Raw genomic sequence first — 19,038 nt, 5'->3', positions numbered from 1 at the left:
AGCAACTAATCGAGAGGGTCGTGCACGCCTCCGCTACAGATTGAACCCAACGTCGTTGGGCCGGCTTGTCCAAATAGATAAAGAGAAGGGGTGATGGGCTAAGTAGAATCGAAAAATACTGCCGACGAACGCAGAATGCCGGCCTGGACTTCCTCAAGTGCTAATTTGGCCCTCGCCGGTCCTACCCATATTCCGCTTTGATCTAGTCCTCGCTGGGCGAGTTCCTCTCTAGCGAGCCTGTTGAGATCTAGATCACCGCGCGAGCACGCGACCAACAAGCGAGTGGCTATATGTTGCAAAAAATCAAGCTCATCGACCGCGAAGCCACCTGTCGTGTACTTCATTTTTCAAAATCCTTTGCTCCAATTCACAAATGCCGAGCGGGATCGGTTCTGACGATGCTCGGCGATCGATAACGGTTTGGGGGATGCGCGAAATAATAAACTTTTCCTGCGACCTCGACGTCTTTGGTCAACTGTCGGATGAAGTTGGTGGCAATGGCCGAATCTGTATGCGACGAGCTCTTGACGATGACCGGTCTCTTAAATAGCCGTCGCCCCGCCCTTTGAGACTGGTGAGCGCGTCCGGGTCCATATGTACGTTGGGCGCGTTCTTTTTCGCTTCTTTAATGTCCATGGGCTTCAAAACCAACCAAGTTGCTGCATTGGCTTTTACCTCGGAGCCGAAATGATCACTCATTTGCGATGCCAATATCATTCCCAACCCGAATTTTCGCGCCTCGGTGAATAGCAAGTTCAAAATCCGGTCCGGCGCGTCAGGATCGCCTGCACCTGTGCTCAATATTTTGGCTTCGTCAATGATTACGAATAACCGGAAGCGTTGCCCGTCGTCAGTTGGCTGGACTGGAATCGGCCCTTTCAAACGCAACACGCGAAATAGTTTTCGGAGTAGTGTTTCTGCCGTGATGTAACGCACCTCATCCGTCAGCTTGCTTAAATCCAGGCGAATGTTCGATGACAAAATTTCGTCTGTCGAAACATGCTCAGTTCGGTGAAAAATCGGATGTTCGAAGATCTCTCGTACCGCCGCCAAACACCCCTCGATCGCCGAACGCTGACTCTTTCGGCCGTCGTCAGCAACCCACCCCTCCAAGATCCTTTCAACGTCGGCAAAAGTCGGCGGGGCATTGCGCCAAGTACTCGGATCGGAGTCATCGAAACCAGCGCCGGTGTAGGCGTCTTCTAAAGCTTCGCGCAGGATGGCATTCTGCCGGTGGCCAAGCGCAGGCACAGCATTGCGGATCATGTCTCGCAAAACTTTTCGCTGGTCGTACAACCCAGTCTCTTCCGCGCTTTGAGAATCTAACTCCATGGGATTGACCCCTGCGGTACTCGACGTTCCCGAGGACAGCAAAACCGACCGCAGCCCGGGGAATTTCACATCCCCGTGGAAGTCCAGTACCAGTACGGGCACTCCGAAGTCACCGATGCTCTTGCCAACAACTTTCAGTGCCTCCGTCTTCCCCGAACCCGATGAACCTAGTATCAAGAAGAAGCCATTGCTTTGCTTTCCCGGACTCCAGCGAACTACGGATTTGGCATTCGCAGTTTCGGCACCCAGTTCAATTTCCAGCAATCCGGGGGGAGAAGTCGGCGTGGCCGCTTCCAGATCGCGCGAATGGGTTTGCCCTGCACGGGGAAGACTATCAACAGTTCGCGCACCAAGGCCTTCATTTGGCGAGATTGAATCGCTCGCATCTTGATCGTGGTCTGCGGTGGATGCGGCTGGCCTCGTCAACCGCCGGAAAACGACACTAGGTTCCAAACCCTTTGAGGCGTTACCCCCGCCGCTCCCATGGCCGCGGCCAGAAAGTGGAAGTTCCTCCTTGGCAATGCGTGTCGCGGTCAACGCGAGACCGACATCCGTTGCTGCGAGGGTGTTGATCTCGACGGGGATGCCGAGGTTGGTCATGACGCTCAAAGACTCCGTGGTAACGACGCTAGCAAGTTGGACATGCACGATGCGCGCAGCTAATTTGACGGAAATACTCCCGTTAAACAAATCCTGCAGCAAACCATGCCACCGCTCGATGTACTGTGCATCGAGGTCTCTCAGGAGGGCCGTGTACAGATGCTCGCGGACAACCTCCCTGCGCGGCTTCGCGAGCGGCGACAGATTGGGGCCGCCGAACACTTCTGCGAGGGCATGCAGGGTCGCAACCACCTGGTCCACCGCGTGCCCGGTCACAATGCCCTCTCTCACGGTGTATGGCGTGCCTTCATCGTGCGTCTTCACCTCGATGACGTCGATGATTAATTCACCGTTTTCCTCGCGCAGCCCGATCAGATCGGCCTTCTCGTTCGAGTGCCCTCCTGCGGTCAACCATCTCCTGGCGTTCTGCGTATCCAAACTGACCGCCAAACCGCTCGGATCTCGGCGCCGGTACCACCGCATGGCAATAAGCTTGCCAAGCGCACCCTTGACATGCTTGGTTTTCTCGCCACCCACCAAACCGAGAATGCCGTTTGGTTCCATTGCCACCAAGTCGCGAACCAGTTCCTCCAATGTGTTTGGGTCCGCAACAAAGTGAGTTCTACGCAACTGTTGATCCAAACGACGTATGAATGGGCTCAAGTCGCGGCCAAAGGTCGTGAGTTGGCGAGTCCCCTCGACTCTTCTATCGACGACTTCGGCATCCCCAAGCCGCGGAACCAGCACTCGATGGGGGTCGGCTATTAATGTCCAGGTGCTGCTCTCCGCAAGTTGATCCAGCCAACTCTTCACCGAGGCAACCTGTGGTTGATGCGTCACGGTGCTCTGGCGCAGTTCACGGTGCACAAGCGTTGCCGTCGCAAAGTAGGTTGCGAAAACCTCCTCTTCCGCCACCGGAATGATGGTGATCTGCTTCTTGAGTTTGTTGTAACGGTACTCGCAACTCGGCATCCATGGACTCAGGGCATGCAGGCCAGCTCGCGCGACCAGCGCAGTGCGCACCTCGAAGGGATCGAAGACAACACTTAGATGGGCTGGCAGTCTGCGGATCTCCTCGATGACTTGTGGCCACTTCCTCACTTCGGGGTCCACCGACAGGCTAATTAAGCCGCGTTCCTGCCCAGCCTTGATGCGATCCTTGAGTTGATCGTCCATATCTTCCAATTCACCCGTCCACCCACGCGTGTCCTCCGAGGTGTAGCGCAAGCGGATATGCACACCCCAGAACGTGTCTTCGGTTCCTTGATTGTCGAGATCGAGCACATCAAGGATCGCCTCAACAAAGCGAGCAGGTCGAGGAACATTGACGAAGAGAATCTGCAAACCCGGCCTCGCAAACGGTCGAAGTTGTGCCGCCAACGCCGCCAGGAAACTAACTGACTTCAAGCCGTCGGGTTCCAGCACCCCACGCGGAGCCTCTTTGAAGAGCGGCAAATGCGCCACGGTACCAGCATGCCCCAACAGCGAAGGTTGCCCAGTCACGGATTCGATCTTCGGAAGAATAAGGACGTTGAGCAATTGCAAGTCCTCTGCGGACGCCGCGATGAGCGTGTGCCTCTCGGCTTCTGATAGCCGGCCGCCGAGGGCTTGCAGATCGCGAACAATCGCGACGCTACGCCAGAGATTCAGCGGATGCAGCGGGGACAGAAGAACCTCTGGAACACCTTCTCTGCGGTAGACATACAGTTCCATCGAGAGAAGCCAATGCACCACGCGTTCGGCTTCGTCCATGGCCTGCGAATACATCTCCTGGAACGCTGACTGAAGTTGCTTGAGTAGTTGATCATAGGCTTGCAGATATTCATTCGCCGCACTAAGAGCGTCTGGACGCCCGGCCAGGACAGCAACGGGTGATACCGTGAGTTCCGCGGCATGAGCCAGCAATCGCCCCCTCGCACTCGCTAGAGAGGTCGCCAGATCGAGGCAAGCAGACGGCGCCAATTCGGCCTCTACAAACTCCTCAAGCCATTGACGAAACTCCTGGAAAACGAACGGCCGCCAAGCCTTGAACGCGGCAACCTCGGTTAGCGCATCAACACGGTCGGACTCGATGTCGATTACGCCTCCCCAGTCGGAATGAGTGGAGCGCGACTTCACCAGCGCGATGACATTGGCATTCACGCTGGTCACGGTTTGGGTGAGCAATGTGCCATCGTTGCCTTTCCCCTCAACTCCACCGAGCGGTTCATCTTCACCGACGGTTTGCTCATTCTCCGCTTGCTCGGTCAACACCGACACCTGCTCGGCAATGTCCGCCAACCTCTCTTCGCCGCCATCCAACAGCAGTTCGGCGACTACTGACTCCACCGGGATCCGTCCTCCATCCTTCTTCACGCCGCCAAGTTCGGCATCGGGATTTGCTGGCGTGAGTTTTCCGCGCCACAAGGTCATAACGTCCGAAAGTTCTACCCCAGTTAAGGTATCTGCACTTCGATCGTTGATGGACCTTAGACGCTTTCGAATGGCGTTGAACTTCGCTTTCTCTGCTTTGGGCAATGCACGGCAGAAGATCGCAATCCGATCCCAGTCGTCAGGTGCACCATTGCTCACGGTGGCAAGAGTCTCTGCGTTCGATTTCAGGCGCCGAACCACCCGTCCCTCGGTCGATTCATCAGCAAGATGCGAATCTGGAAACAGGCCCAGTGCGTGCAGCGCAGCGGGTGCTCGGACAGACCGATCCAGCGGGTTGAATCCCTTCAGTACATCGGCATAGTTGGCAATAGCCCGCAGCGACAAACTCGGACCTCGGGTGGACTTCAACGCATCCCACAGCGTTCGCAGCCAAAGCACCTCTGCCTTGTCACGCTGTTCGTCACACAAGCGACCAATCAAGGTGTTTTCGCCTAGGACACGGAAATCCTTCAACGATGCCTGCTTATTGAGTGGGCCGTCCGCAATCACCACAATGGTCTTGAGTTTCTGGTTCCGCCATTGCACCGCCGTCTCTTCATCGTACGCCACCAATTCCGCGTACTTAGGGTAGGCTGACTGGAATTGCTGGACGGCGCTGCGCTGTCCCACCAGTGATACTCGCAGTCTCCCCTTCTTCTGCCCTAAAAGATCAGGTAGCAGTGCTAGGAAATGATCCCGATCAAATCCCGCTGTGTCTTGAGCCACAACACCAAAATCTTCTCGCGATGCAGCGGCTTCAAATTCGGCGAGCAGCAAATCCGCAATATGCCGATTAACGTTCACTGCGACCTCACTCATGGTTTGCCTCCAACAAGCCAACCACTGCAACACTGTCGGCCAAGCGACGTGCAAGCCCGATCGACTCCAAGCGACTCAAGAAGCGCTCGCTGTTCTCGCTCAACGCACGAGCAGGAACCGTCGCCCCGATTTCCGCAAGCAACACCCCGTCATCGACGCGACCGCCTACCACGATAGACCACTTCTGTCGAAGCAACTCAAGAAAATCGCGATACTCCAATGGAGGTTGATTGACATCGATCGTCGACGCGACCAAGACCTCTAGCGTGCGATCCGCTGGGTTCAAGCGCTTGTTTGGATTCTTCTGGGCAGGATAGAGAAAGCCCGCACGAATCCCAAGCAAGCGGAGATATCCGTCCAAGCCGCGGCTCGAAGAACCCTCGGCTTGCCGAATAATTTCTTCCGTAACCTCTTGAACAATCTCATTTGGATCGTCGTGCTCTTTCACGATGTCCTGCAGCCGGCGTGCGATCACGTTCGAATCCTCCAGCGGAGCGATTCCTGAATTTTGGAGAATGCCGTTAAGCGCACTGACGGGGTCCGCATGCCAATCTGGTAGTTGCGCCGAAAGCAGATCACCGACCACTAGTGCCATGTAAGTCCTGGCATCGCTGATCAGTTGCGCAATGCACCGGGTGCTTGCGAGAACCGTGGGCGATGAGTGGTCGCCCGAAGCATCCAGCAACAACACCCGCTCGGGCATACCGGCGCGCTCCCGTGGTCGGCTGGCAGCGTGCATGAAAACAGACAAGGCAGCCAAAAGAACCACGCGCTGCAAACTGGCAATTGGATTGGGATTGAGTTTCCGTTCGTACGCATCGAGATTGTTGGCCGCGTCGCGTAGGGCCGTCTCGACCGGGGAATAGCCATCCCGCAGGTCCTCGCTGTCTACTGCGGAAATAACCCTTTTCCGTGTCGAATCCACCAAAGGAGACAGCAGGGCCGACAAGTCGTCCATGTCAGCGGGACTCTTCTCCGGATTCGTCAGATCCGACAAGAGTTTGAGGATATCCAGACGCAGCGCCGGGTCATGTCCTCCCCACAAGCGATGGATGAACAGGCCGGCGCCATCATCGGATGGGTCCCCGGTCACAGTCAGCGCAGTTGGAGAAGAGAACGACGAGAACTCCGGGGATCTCCCGAACACCGCACCGTCTGCGCCAAGCAGCGTGCGAATCAACGGCAGTACCTTAGTCATCAAAGCAGATGATTTCAGATCCGCCGCCTCACCAAGCGCGCCCCAACGATCACGTTGCCCATCTACCAAAGAGCGTACCGCTGCTACGCGTTTGTCGAGGCTGTTCTTCGTCAGCGTCGCCTCGAAAAGTTGTTCTAAGACCGACATTCGTCCGACACCCTGATGTTCCGCACGCATCAGTGCGTTAGCAATGTGAACCGGCTTAATTTTGGCTTCCATCACTTTGTAGCCATGCCGGCGCTGAACTTCCTCAGTGATCACCTTGCGAAGTTGAGTGCTCATAATTGCTTTCAGGTGGCAGAGTCGAACCGGCGATTGATAAGGTCGACGACAACTGTCGTACGCAGTTCGCTTTGCGGATCCACAACATCCACTGTTCGCACATCGGGACTCTTTTCACCGTACTGGGAGAGCGTGTCATTGAACTGACTCAACCGCCGAGCAACTTCACTCTGCCCATCGGCGAGTGAGCCATGAATCAGCCCTTCCAGCAATTCCGGATCCACTACGAGCCGCGCAAACCGCGGATCATCCGCAGATGCGAGAAGAAGATGGTTTGTGGGTTGCTCGCCAAAAGCCTTGCGTAGGACCGGAGCCAGTTCCGGCTTGTAGAGTCGCAGACGATTCCGATTCACAGCCAAGCCCGATACCATTGCTTGGCTGCGTGCGCGCGGCTGATAGGACAGCCTGGTCCAAAGCCGAAGCGCGTCCGACTTCATTTCTCCGCCTCTGTTCCACCAGCGATTGATGAGTGTAATAAGGCGGCTCAGACGAATCGCCATGGCAATCGAAGTGTCCTGCAGTTCAACGAATAATTTGTTCGCATCTGAGAAGTCGAAAAGTTGTCCATTCGTGTGCTCGAAATACCAGCGGCGCTTCAACGCCGTGAACTCATCAGCAAGGTTGCGCTGCTCTTTTTCGGCGACTTCGTCCAAATTTCGCTGAAGTACCGGCAACTGACCATGTCCAACAAAATCGGTCGGATCGACAGTCCCTCTCCACAAGTGCTCGTCGACTTGCGGATTGGTCTGCTTCATCGGATCGATCCCGCGATTTAACAGTTCGAAGATCGCACCTTCTCCTTCGAAAGCGTTCCAGTAATACCGGGCGAACTCACTGGTTCCGGACTCTCTTAACTCTTCGCATGACTTGCCGCTGAAAATGCAGTACGAAACGAACGCAAGCGCCTCGCGGAAAGTGATCTTTGCGCCAGAGCGCCCAACCGTAGTTAACAGTTTCACCATGCGCTCGCGCGGCAGGGGCGAACGAAGTGTGGTCCGGTTGTAAGTGATAACGCAGTTTTCTTGGCCTGTGCAAGCCGAGCAGGCGTCGTACCAATGATCGTCGGTCAGTTTGTCGATGATCTCCCCCGCTAGGTCAGGCGACAGTACGCGGCGGTGACTTAAATCAAGTATGACCGTCTCACCCTTTTGCGGCTTCCAGGCTTCGCCGTCATCCACTGTGGCTGCTTCCAACGGCTTGTAGTTGACTAACCGCAGCAACTGCGCCCGAATATCCTCAAGCCATTGATGCTTGCCCCTGAATTCGCGTACCAAATCAACCAGCGGCCCCTCGTTGATCGCGATGCAGAAGGGCCTCTTCTCGTCGCGAGCTGCCTGCCAGCGACGCACGATCTCCGCGGACGAGAGTTCGCTTGCATCAGTGACCACCTCCGCATCCTTGAGCTCTTTCTTCATGAGAAGAATCGCGTGCGTTTTTCCATCACCGGCGTTGCCTGTGATTACGACAGAACCGCCGCTGCGGACCACTTTGCGAACGACCTCTTCAAGGTTGGTCTTGATGTTCAGTTCCTTCAGTCTGCTAATGCTCACGTGATCGCTGAACGCGCTTTCGTTGCGATACAGCAAACGGATAAATTGCAGACGTTCGTCCGCCTTGGTGTCGCTTTGCATTTCTTTCCTCTCTCCGATGGCCGACTTCAGCGATAGTTGTTTTTGTGGCCCGCCTTCTGCTGGCCGCTCGGGAACGAGACGCGACACCCGCTCGGTGAGCGGGGTCGAACGAGTTACCGCTTCGAAGGCCGGCAGATAGTCGAGACGAGAGGCGAGCCATCTCGCTGTCCAATAATTCGCGATCGTGCGCTCCGCGGACGCCAGTGAAGGATCGATGCCGTACCGAGGTTCTGTATCAACACCGAGCAACACGCGCTTTAGATTGGTCACCAAAGGAACGCCGTAGATGATGCGAGGCGCCCCGTGCTGAAGAAGGTTCGTTTGATTCAACCCCAGGTGAGTGAAGCCTTCGCGCAGTTGCCGCAGTTTGGGGCTCTGCCCCTCACCAAATACGAAATTGACGTTCCGGAAACCACTTGCCGCTTCAGCGATCTGAGCCAACCCTAGTTCCGTAGTTGCGGACAGATTCGGTGAGCCGAACCCCTCTGTTCTTCCGAGTTGCTCATACGCAATCTCAGCAGTCTGCCCCTCCACCGTGTTCCGAGGAAGTTTGACTCGGTTGTACTGCGATGAATGGTCGGTATACAGGCTGGTGGTTCCGAGAAACGCCAGATGTGGTTCCTTGGTAATCGGCCGACCAGCCATCTGGCTAGCGATGATGCTGACCGTACCCCCGTATCGTTCACGGTAGTCGTTCACCACACGCGGGCTCATCATCAGAAGGCACACCAACTTTCCACCAAGCAGATGGTTATAGGGTGCGACAGCGCCGCAAACCGTCAACTCCATCATGCTGGTTGCAGAAAAGCGCTTCTTCAGTTGTTTGATAACCAAGTTGAGCGCCCAAGCACCGTGATCAGTCGCCGCCAGGTCACGGAGCCCCGAATGCCAGATCGCGATGGTCCGGTAGGCGCGCAAGATCTCCCTTGCCGCCCGCGCACGCTTTGAGCGGTAGAGCGGCGTCTTGGTGAGTTCCAGCAAACGCTTTGGCGTCAGGTCGTCCGGTCTTTTGGGCGCGTTGTCTTCGTCGCTTCTCAAAGCGTCTTCGCGGTCCTTCAGCGCATCCTGTTCAATCACAGACAACCTGCTCAGCGTTTCGTCATCCACGCTGTGATCGATCCGTCGATCGACCGGCAGATCATCACGATATATCTGATCGAAGTCTTCTTCAAGACGTGCTCGAAAGGCACGAAGGACCTCGACATCCGAAATCACGCCTTGTTCCACAAGGTCGAGCAAACCATCGACCGTCCACCCAAGTGCCTTGTCTCGCGGCGTCAGTTGCATCACAGTGTTCCCTAGGGCTGTGATCCCGATGACAGGATGGCTTGGTTGCGCGGCGTCGCGGATGAGATAAAAAAGGTTCCGACCCGGACTTGAACGATAGCGGGTGCTCCAACTATGGCGGAAGTATCGCCAGATATCGATCAATCGCAGATTTGTGAATTCATCGCGTTCATCGCTGACCAACTGCGCGTACGGCTGGCAAACGCTGTGAAGTAATTCGGCCCGTTTCTCCAGAGGGGCGGCAACGATGGGCCTGAGTTGTTCAGACAATCGGCGACCGTCGGCAATAAGGTCTGTTACTGGCCTGCTTGAGGAGTGCTTCGAGGGCCGCTCCATGGAGTAGATGAAGCGGCGGTGAGAATCCTCCGATAGTTGGTCATCCCGACCAAAAAGCAGTTGTTGACGAATGAGAGCTTTTCTTGAAATCGGGTCCGAGTGCTTCGAAGGCCTGACGTGGATGTGATGAGCTGAGGTATGGGCTTCCCATCCGATCATCAACAGATCGCGGAGCAGGGTCGCAGCCACCTTGGCCTTGAGAGTTGGTAACGTCGAAACACCGAGGGTTTGCGCGAACTCTGTCAGTTTGCTAATGGCTCCAGCCACCGGTAGCTTGGAAAAACGGCGAAGAGCCGCATAGACCGAACCGTCATCATCGATCTTCGGATTGAATAGCCGCCAATCTTCGTCTTTTGTCACGGCAATGAAAGACCGCTCGTTTGGTTTGAGTCGGTTAGAAATAATGCGCTCCATTTTGTTTTTCTGTACGGCCTGTCGCTTTGCCTTACGCGTTCTCGAAGGGGTTGAGAAGAGGCACTTGGAACCGTTCGAACTCAGGCACATTGCGCGTGATGACCGTGAGGTCATGCCGCTTTTCGGTCGCTGCAATCACGGCATCTTCGGACGCCGCATCCGGATCTCTATGCATGAGGCGGGACCACACTCGAAACGTCTCTGCATCCATTGATAGACCGTTATAGGCGCCGGTCAAAAATCGATCCACCTGTCCATCTCAGTTGCCTCAGCGGCATCCTGATCTTGGACAAGTTCGATGGTTGCCTGGATTTCACCGAGCGTGGCGGCTGACAAATGCAGATCAGCATCAGCGACCGAGTCAAGCCATCGGACCAAACACGCGGCCGGACCGGGCCGACGAAGTTCGGACACCATGTCCGTATCAAGCAGGTACACGGGCCTGCTCACCGTGTGGACGGAATAAGTCGAACGCGAACGGCGTTACGCGTCGAAATCAAGCATTCTGTACGCGCTACATGAGACAGCAATAATTCTTTGAGTAATGGTTTCGCTAAGGCTTGACGCCGCCGCCCCTCAGCAGCAGGCACCAGCACAATTGCTTCCACCCCGCGCTTGGCCATCTGAGGGCCGGTCGTAGCGCAAGCCTCTAGGAACTCGCTTAGTCTCGCTTTGGCATCCTGGACAGGCCAAATCTTCATAGCGCGCTGCTCCTAGACTAGTTCGCTGACTAGCCTACCATAGGCATGTACATTTAGATACGACGGTCTTGCGACGGCAAACTGCGTGTCATTTCGCACTTGCATCCTACTAATGACCCTGTGTCCGTCGAGCCGAGGAGGTGAACTTTGAATTTCAGGGGTGTACCTCGCCAGTGCGTGCCCTTGTGGGCGCAGAGGATCAGACCGAGTGGCGAGTTTTCGTCGGGCAATGTCCGGTTCTCTCTGGCGTAGTTGCAGTACAAATGCATTTGTCTCACGTCCGCATGGGTAGACCGCCAAGTTTCAGGCCGATGATGACGAGACAGCGCAGGCGGCGATGAAAGAACAGCAGATCCACCCGATACCAAGTCCGGTCGATGCGTAGCCTCCGCTGCCGCCCGACGAAGTTGAAGTCCCCGCCAAGTTTGAGCAGGAAGTCTTCCAGCCGGTGGATCAGGGGCTTCCAACTCGGATTCCGAGTATTCGTCCTTGAGTTTCAAGAATTCCAACACATAGGGATCCTGACCGCCTCGTCGGGCAATACCGTATCCTCCTTGGCCGGCATCGCCCCCTTTTCCAGCATCGCGGCCTTGTTTCGTGACAAGTGCCGTACGCCCGCAAAACTGGCTACCGATATGGCGATCAAGTTGGCGCACGCTCCAACCTCCGCGCAAAGCCTCAGATTCACAGAACTGGCGGGCGTTACTGTCCCTGACCGAGAGCAGGCGAACATAAGCAGACCAAGGCAGTGCGAAAAGCGGCGTCAACTCCTCAAGTCGCTATGGCCGAGTTGGATCGGCAAAACTGATCTCGGTTGCGGGACGTGTGTCCGGCGACTGCCTCCCGGAGGCGGGTTCTTGCGCCAACAATCCGGGAGATTCGCCAGACACCGTCTGGCGAATTGGCCAAGCGAGAAAGAACAAGCGCATCTGCTGCAAGTTCTAACGGCTGCACCCTCGGCCGAATTGCCCTATCAGGTCCAACGAAAGCCGCTCGATCAGTTGCTCGCCATAGCCCGCTCGCCGCCTGCCTTTCTGCTCGGCCTGGAGGATGCGGCGACCGAGCACCCAATAGCTCGACGTCGTCAATGAATTGACGCTCCGAGCAGCTGCGTGCCTTCCGGCATCGAGCAACTCGACGATGCCACCTCGGATACCGGCATACCCGCTCGGCAAGGTCGCAGCGCTCTCCTTGGAGGAAGAAATTTCTTTCCTCATGACTTGATGTCGTCCGATCGAGATCCAGCGGGGGTGTGCGATTGCAACGTGCCCACACTGTTCCCGGAATCGGTAATCAAGATCGGCAACGTTCCGGCAAAAGAGCGCGCCTGCACCACGCTCATCTCGCCTCCCCTTGCTGTCGCGAACTCCGTATCTGAAAGCATTTCCAACGTCTTCCCCGCAGCCAGGTCATCGAGCAGATCCGCCCACAACTGGATCATCTTGCGCCGCTGATTCAGGAAAGTGGCGCGGTCATAGGCGCTACCCAGCTCTTCATCGGAGCCATGCGCCAGGTGCCGCTCGATCACCTCACGGTCCGCCCCAAGCAGTTCGCGAATCAAGGTCCGCGCCGTGGCGCGGAACCCGTGGCCTGTGATCTGTTCCTTTGTGTCGTACCCCAACGTGCGCAACGCACTGTTGATGGTGTTGTCGCTCATGTACCGCGTCTTCTCGGAGCGCTTCGACATGCTGCGAAAGATCGGCCCACGGGGACCGGTCAGCGGATAGATGTCGCGCAGGATCTCGACCGCCTGCGTCGGTAGCGGCACGAGGTGAGCCGGCGTGCGTACATCGCGCTTCTTCCACTCCCGCAGCTTCATCTTCTCGGGCGGGCAACGCCACAGCGCCTGGTCAAGATCCACATCTTCCCAGTGCGCCAGCCGCAACTGACCAGGCCGCTGGAAGAGCAAGGGCGAGAGCTGCAGGGCCGCGCGTGTGATGACGTTGCCGTTGTAGGCACGCATGTCGCGCAGCAACTGGCCGAGTTTCTGCGGGTCCGTGATGGCTGCATAGTGGCGCGTGCGAGGTGGCGGCAGCCCGGCAGTACGGCTATTCACGAAGTTCTTTGCCGGCTCCAGCGCCCCCACATCGACGGCGTACTGAAACACGTGCTGTACGGCCTCGCGAACGCGCTGCGCCGTCTCCAGATTGCCGCGCTCCTTGATGCGGTGAAGGCATCGGACCACCTCAGTCGGCAAGATGGCCTCCATGGCCAGCGCACCGATCCAAGGGAAGATGTGCAATTCCAGGTGGCGCATCACCTTCTCGGCATAGCCGGCGGACCATGTGCGGTCTTTCCACGCCTGCGCGTGCCATGCACGGGCAGTTCGTTCAAAGGTATTGAGGCGGGCAACGCGAACACGCTCTCCCTCCACCCGCCGTGCCTCGCGGGGATCGACGCCTTCGGCGCGCTTCTCGGCCTCGGCACGCGCCTTCCTGCGCGCCGCCGCAAGCGTCACCACCGGGTAGTGCCCGATGCTGAGCTTGGCTTCCTTGCCATGCCGTTTGTAGCGATAGACCCACGCCTTGCCGGTCGGCCGTACGCGAAGGTACAGACCGTCGCCGTCCGCCAGCAAATATTCCTTGTCCCGCGGCGCTGCCGCCTTGATCAGAAGCTCGTTGAGTTGCCCCATGGTGTACCCAAAATCGACTGCAATTGAAAAGCAGTCTGGGGTACACCGTGGGGTACGCGCAAGAACGGGACTTTGTGAGATTCGGTGATGCCGCTTGAGCCGCCTTTTTGAGGCTAAGTCCTTGATGTACAAGGGCTTTTGAGCTGTCTTGGGATCTACCGAGAAAGAAAAATGGTGGCCTGGGGCGGAATCGAACCACCGACACGCGGATTTTCAATCCGCTGCTCTACCAACTGAGCTACCGGGCCATTGTGTGCAGCCCTAGATTATACAGCGCTTCTGCGCCCTCTTGAAAGATCGACGCCAAGTTGTTTGAGCTTGCGATAAAGATGGGTGCGTTCCAGCCCGGTTTTCTCGGCGACGCGGGTCATCGAGCCGTTCTCCATCGCCAGGTGGAATTCGAAGTACGCTTTCTCGAAGCCGTCGCGTGCGTCGCGCAGCGGGCGGTCGAGGTCGAAGCTCTGGGTCGATTGCGGACCGGCATCGGGCACCGGCACCGAGGCCAGCGATGCCATCAGCAGGCTGTCGCCCGTGGTGGTAATCGCCGCTGCCTGGTGGCCGCCGGCCGGCGCGGGCACCACGCCCGCCGCGGCGCGCCGTGCGCTCTCGCGCGCCAGGCCCTGCTCCACGGCCTTGAGCAGCTTCTGCAACGTGATCGGTTTTTCGAGGAAGGCGAAGGCGCCGATGCGCGTCGCGTCGACCGCGGTGTCGATGGTGGCGTGGCCGCTCATCATGATGACGGGCATGCTCAGGAGGCCGGCGGTGGACCACTCCTTGAGCAGCGTGACGCCGTCGGTGTCGGGCATCCAGATGTCGAGCAATACGAGATCGGGCCGCGCGCGTTGCCGCGCGGCGCGTGCCTCGGCGGCGTTTTCCGCGAGCTCCACGTTGTGGCCTTCGTCATTGAGAATTTCGAAGAGCAGGTCCCGGATGCCCAGCTCGTCATCGACCACGAGAATGTTTGCCATGAGTGCTGCTTGTTGTATGCGCTGGTAGGTGTTGGTCCGCTGGCCCGTCCAGCGCCCTCGCGCTGGATTTTGTTGGCGCTCAGGCGGTGGAAGACTTCGAGTCTTCGGTGTGAGCGGCCGCTGCCCGCGGCTCGCCTGCCAGCGCGAATGATAGCGAGACTTGCGCCCCTGCCACAGCCCCGTCGACAACGCGGTTGGAAAGCTCGATGCGCGCGCCGTGCTCATCGGCGATCTTCTTCACCACCGCGAGCCCCAAACCGGTACCTTTTGTTTTCGTCGTGACGTAGGGCTCGAACGCGCGCTTCAGGATATTTTCTGCAAAGCCCGGGCCGCTGTCCTGCACCGTGAGGCGCACGCGCTGGCCCGAATCGCCCAGCCGGGTGCGGATGACGACCTCGCCCGCCCGCCCCGTGCTGCTGGCGGCGGCCTCGGCGGCGTCCTGCGCGTTCTGCAGCAGGTTGTGGATGACCTGGCGGATCTGCTGCTCGTCGCCGCGGATGGGCGGGCAGCGCACGTCGAGCTCCGAGCGCAGCACGATCGGCAGGTTCTCCGCGTGATAGAGCTGCAGCACGTCGGCCAGCAGCGCGTTCAGGTCGACGGGCTTCAGGTCGGCCGCGGGCAGCCGCGCGTAGTCGCGGAATTCGTTCACCAGCCGCTTCATCGCATCGACCTGGTCAACGATGGTCTTGACCGACTTCACCAGGATCGCCTGCTCGGGCGCCGCCACCTTGCCCGAGAGCTTCATCTCCAGGCGCTCGGCCGAAAGCTGGATCGGCGTGAGCGGGTTCTTGATCTCGTGCGCCAGGCGCCGCGCCACCTCGCCCCAGGCCTGCGCGCGCTGGGCCGAGACGATCTCGGAGATGTCGTCGAACACCAGGAGGCGCGCCGCGCCGGGCAGCTCCGCGCCGCGCGCCACGATGTTGATCGCGCCGTCCTGCTGCGGCAGGTCCATGCCGGTGGCGTGCAGCTCGAAGGCGTGCTGCCAGTGGTCCAGGCCGTGCTGCATGCGCTCGACCTGGAACTCGTCGAACTGCTGCTGCACCTTGGCGCCGAAGTCGGCCAGGCCCGGCACGTCGATGAGCGCCTGGCCTTCGTAGGCGGCCAGCGGCGCGCGCAGCACGCGGGTGGCGCCCGGGTTGGTCGAGAGCACGGTGCCCTTGGCGTCGAGCACGATCACGCCCGAGGTCAGGTTGTCCAGGATGGTCTGCAGGTTGGCGCGGGCCGCGTCGAGCTGGCCCATGGTCTTTTCGACCGCGCCGCGCGCGTCGGCCAGCTGCTGCGTCATGACGGCGAACGAGCGCGTGAGGCCGCCCAGCTCGTCCTTGCCCTGCAGCACGGCGGTGGGCCGCAGGTCGCCGGCGGCCACCTGGCGCACGCCGTCGGCCAGCACGAGCAGCGGACGCGCGAGCTGGTTGCCGAACAGCACGGCCAGCAGCACCGCGCCGAACACCGCGAGGAACAGGCTCAGCGTGAGCGTGCCGATGTACATGCGGCGAAGGCCGCCGCGCGCAAGCGCCCGCTCCTGGTATTCGCGATTGGCTTCCTGCACGTCCAGCGCGTTCTTGACCACGGCCGGCGGCAGCGGCCGCGTGACCTGCAGGTAGCGCGGCGCGGTGTCGAAGTCGAAGCCGGGCCGCTGCACCATGGCCAGCGCGCGCACGCTCGCCACGGGCGGCGTCGCGCCGGGCGCGGCGGTTTCGTCCAGGCCCTCGACGTGCGCGAGCGGCCGGTCCGGGCGCACCTGGCGGAACTGCTGCGCGGTCGGCCGATCGGGGTTGAGCTGGAAGCGCGAGGTGCCCGCGCCGGCGATGAGCTGTCCGGTGCCCGTCCACAGCACCACGTCGCTCGCCTCGAGCTGGTCGCGGATGCGCTCCAGCGCGAGACCGGCGCTCGCATCGGACACCGACGACAGCTGCGCGCTCGCCACGCGGGTCTTGGCCGCGAGGTCGTCGGACAGCGAATCGAGCGTGGCGCGCCCCAGGTTCAGGCCGGCGTCCAGCGCGCCCTCGACCTTGACGTCGAACCAGCTCTCGATGGAGCGCTCGACGAACTGATAGGACACGACGTACACCAGCGCGCCCGGCACCACGCCCACCAGCGCGAAGATGGCCGCCAGCTTGATCAGCAGGCGGCTGCCGAACTTGCCCTGGCGCAACCGCCGCAGCAGCCGGAAGGCGACCCAGCCGATCACCAGCACCAGCAGCACCGCCACCACGACGTTGATGCCGAACAGGCGCACGTAATAGCGCTCGTACAGCTCCCGGTTGTTGGTGGCCTGGGCCAGCAGGAACATCAGCACCAGGCCGATGGCCGTGACCATCGCCGCGCCGACACCCACGGCCCAGCGCATCGCGCGCGAGCGGCGTGCGGCGGGTGTGGCCGCTGCGCCGCTGCGCGGTTTGCTGCTCACCGCTGCTTCTCCAGCGCGAGCTTGGCGGTGCGCTCGGCCGAGATGTTCCAGTCGGCCTGCCCGACCACGCCGATCTGGAACGGCCGCGGCAGCTGCGAGGTGTCCAGGCGGAAGCGGAACGTCACCTGGTGCAGCGGGTCGTCGCCGATCTCGGCGGCGTCGCCCATGCGCAGGCGGCCGATGCGCTTGATGGCTTCGAGCGCGTCGCCCAGGCTGTCGAAATTCTGGTTCAGGGAGATGCCGAAGCCCGCGGCGCCGGTGATCGGCACCGGCGACACGTTCAGGCGCCAGCGGCGGGTGAGCGGCTGGTAGGCGAGCCGCATGTGGCGCGTGACCTGGGCGACCTTGCGGTCGGTCCAGTACCAGCGCTCCTGGTACATCTCGGCCTCGGCCACGAAGTAGATGGCGATGCCCTTGTCGAGCACCTCCTCGACCAGCGAGGGCAGCTCGAACTGCACGCCGGCGCTGAGATACACGCCGTCGTCGGCCTGCTCCAGTCGCATCTGGGTGATCGCCGCGCCCGGCCGGTTCTGCGCAGCCGCCGGGGCCGGAAGCCACGCCAGCAGCAGCGCCCAGACCAGCAGGAACACGGCCATCAGGACCGTTCGGCGCGGCCGAGCGGACTCAGCGTTTTTCAAGCAGGGCGTAGAAGAAGCCGTCGTGGTCACCTGAGGGATTGTCCGGGACGCCACGGACATTCCCCCCGCTTTGGGGCAGCAAATGGCCCGGGGACGGTTGCAATCGTGCGTCAGTGTTGTGTGCAAGGAACGCATCAATTTGTTGCGAGCCCTCTTCCCGGAAGACGGAACAGGTGCAGTAAAGGAGCCGACCGCCGGGCCGCACGAGCGGCCAGAGCGCCGCCAGGAGCGCGGCCTGCTGGGCCGCCAACTGGGCGGTGTCGCTCTCGCGGCGCAGCCAGCGAACGTCGGGATGGCGGCGCACGATCCCCGAAGCGGTGCACGGTGCATCGAGCAGGATGGCGTCGAACGGCGTGCCGTCCCACCAGTCGGCGGGGCGCGCCGCATCGGCCACCACCACCTTGGCCTGCAGGCCGAGACGGCTCAGGGTTTCGTCGATCCGGCGGCTGCGCAAGGCGTCGACCTCCAGGGCGATCACCTCGGCGGCGCCGGGGCCGGCCAGTTCGAGCAGGTGCGCGGTCTTGCCGCCGGGGGCGGCGCAGGCGTCGAGCACGCGCAGCGGCGCGGCGCCGGGCTTCACCGGGAGCAGGCCATCCAGCAGCAGGGGCGCCGCCATCTGCGCGGCCGCGTCCTGCACCGAAGAGGCGCCCTCCGCGAAACCGGGCAACTGCTGCACGGGCCGCGCGCGTCCGAGCTGGAGGCCGCTGGCGCCGACGCGCGTGGCCGGGAGCCCTGCGGCTTCCAGCGCCAGCAGATAAGCAGCGGCCGTGGATTTCTGGGTGTTGACGCGCAAAGTCATCGGCGCCTGCGCGTTGTCCGCGTTCAGGATCCGCTGCCAGTCGCGGGGGTGGTCGCGCTTGAGCTTCTCGATCCACCAGCGCGGATGGTTCCATTGCGCGACCGGCTCCTGGTCAGTGATGGCGACGAGTTCGTCGCGCTCGCGCAGGAACCGGCGCAGGCACGCGTTGATGAAGCTGGCCTGCGCCCGGGTCGCCGGATTGCGCTTGGCCGCCTCGACGGCCTGGTCGACCAGCGTGAAGGGTTCGTAGGGCGCGCGTTCGGCGTCCCAGGCGAGACCCAGCGCGGTGCAGAGCAAGGCGTCGGGCAACGGCGGCGGCGTGCGCTTGGCCAGATGGCGGCGCAGCGCCTCGGCGCGGCCGAGCCAGCGCAGCACCTGGAAGCCGAGCGCCTGCACGCCGGGCCGCAGCGCGGGCTCGACGGCCTCGAATGCGACGGAGCCCGAGGTGCCGGCGCGGATCGACGCGAGCGCGCCCGCCGTCAGTTGCAGCTGGCGCCAGAGCGGCGGCTGCAGCGAGGGCGCTGCGTTGCCGGGGGAAACGGAAGGTAGTTCTGACAAGTTGGGGCGGATGGTAACGGG

General features: G+C 60.4%; 9 protein-coding genes, 1 tRNA gene and 1 pseudogene. All 11 read right to left on the bottom strand.

Translation table 11 applies throughout. The features are described from left to right. Positions 1-471: 471 nt before the first annotated feature. On the bottom strand, positions 472-5,163 hold the full coding sequence (locus JC881_RS31100) for an ATP-binding protein (RefSeq protein ID WP_198789624.1): 4,692 nt from the start codon (positions 5,161-5,163) through the stop codon (positions 472-474). Next, entirely contained in the window at positions 5,156-6,643 is a 1,488-nt protein-coding gene (locus JC881_RS31095; RefSeq protein ID WP_198789623.1) for a hypothetical protein, read from the bottom strand. The genes JC881_RS31100 and JC881_RS31095 overlap by 8 nt, the downstream gene beginning before the upstream one ends. Before the next feature lie 8 nt (positions 6,644-6,651). Beyond that, a complete protein-coding gene (locus JC881_RS31090) occupies positions 6,652-10,311 on the bottom strand; it encodes a Druantia anti-phage system protein DruA (protein WP_198789622.1) in 3,660 nt (1,219 codons plus the stop codon). Between the two features lie 446 nt (positions 10,312-10,757). Next, the gene (locus tag JC881_RS31085; protein WP_198789621.1) at positions 10,758-11,012 is read right to left on the bottom strand and encodes a type II toxin-antitoxin system Phd/YefM family antitoxin; all 255 of its coding nucleotides are present in this window, start codon (positions 11,010-11,012) and stop codon (positions 10,758-10,760) included. Positions 11,013-11,024: 12 nt separating this feature from the next. After that, positions 11,025-12,229 (bottom strand): annotated as a pseudogene (locus JC881_RS31080) (PDDEXK nuclease domain-containing protein). Continuing rightward, a complete protein-coding gene (locus JC881_RS31075; protein ID WP_198789620.1) occupies positions 12,226-13,644 on the bottom strand; it encodes a tyrosine-type recombinase/integrase in 1,419 nt (472 codons plus the stop codon). Before JC881_RS31075 ends, JC881_RS31080 begins: the two are co-directional and overlap by 4 nt. Positions 13,645-13,816: 172 nt before the next feature. Next, positions 13,817-13,892: transfer RNA gene (locus JC881_RS31070), tRNA-Phe, on the bottom strand. Positions 13,893-13,910: 18 nt separating this feature from the next. Continuing rightward, complete coding sequence (locus JC881_RS31065; protein WP_093441973.1) at positions 13,911-14,612, bottom strand: response regulator; 702 nt, start codon at positions 14,610-14,612, stop codon at positions 13,911-13,913. A gap of 79 nt (positions 14,613-14,691) precedes the next feature. Further along, positions 14,692-17,022: a sensor histidine kinase gene (locus tag JC881_RS31060; RefSeq protein WP_198789619.1), complete on the bottom strand. Its 2,331-nt coding sequence runs from the start codon at positions 17,020-17,022 to the stop codon at positions 14,692-14,694. After that, a complete protein-coding gene (locus JC881_RS31055) occupies positions 17,019-17,618 on the bottom strand; it encodes a DUF4390 domain-containing protein (RefSeq protein ID WP_198789618.1) in 600 nt (199 codons plus the stop codon). The genes JC881_RS31060 and JC881_RS31055 overlap by 4 nt, the downstream gene beginning before the upstream one ends. Before the next feature lie 28 nt (positions 17,619-17,646). Continuing rightward, on the bottom strand, positions 17,647-18,972 hold the full coding sequence (gene rsmB, locus JC881_RS31050) for a 16S rRNA (cytosine(967)-C(5))-methyltransferase RsmB (protein ID WP_198789642.1): 1,326 nt from the start codon (positions 18,970-18,972) through the stop codon (positions 17,647-17,649). Between the last annotated feature and the right edge of the window lie 66 nt (positions 18,973-19,038).

The sequence above is a fragment of the Variovorax sp. IB41 genome, assembly GCF_016405905.1.
GTDB lineage: Bacteria > Pseudomonadota > Gammaproteobacteria > Burkholderiales > Burkholderiaceae_C > Variovorax.
This window is presented reverse-complemented; position numbering and strand designations above follow the sequence as displayed.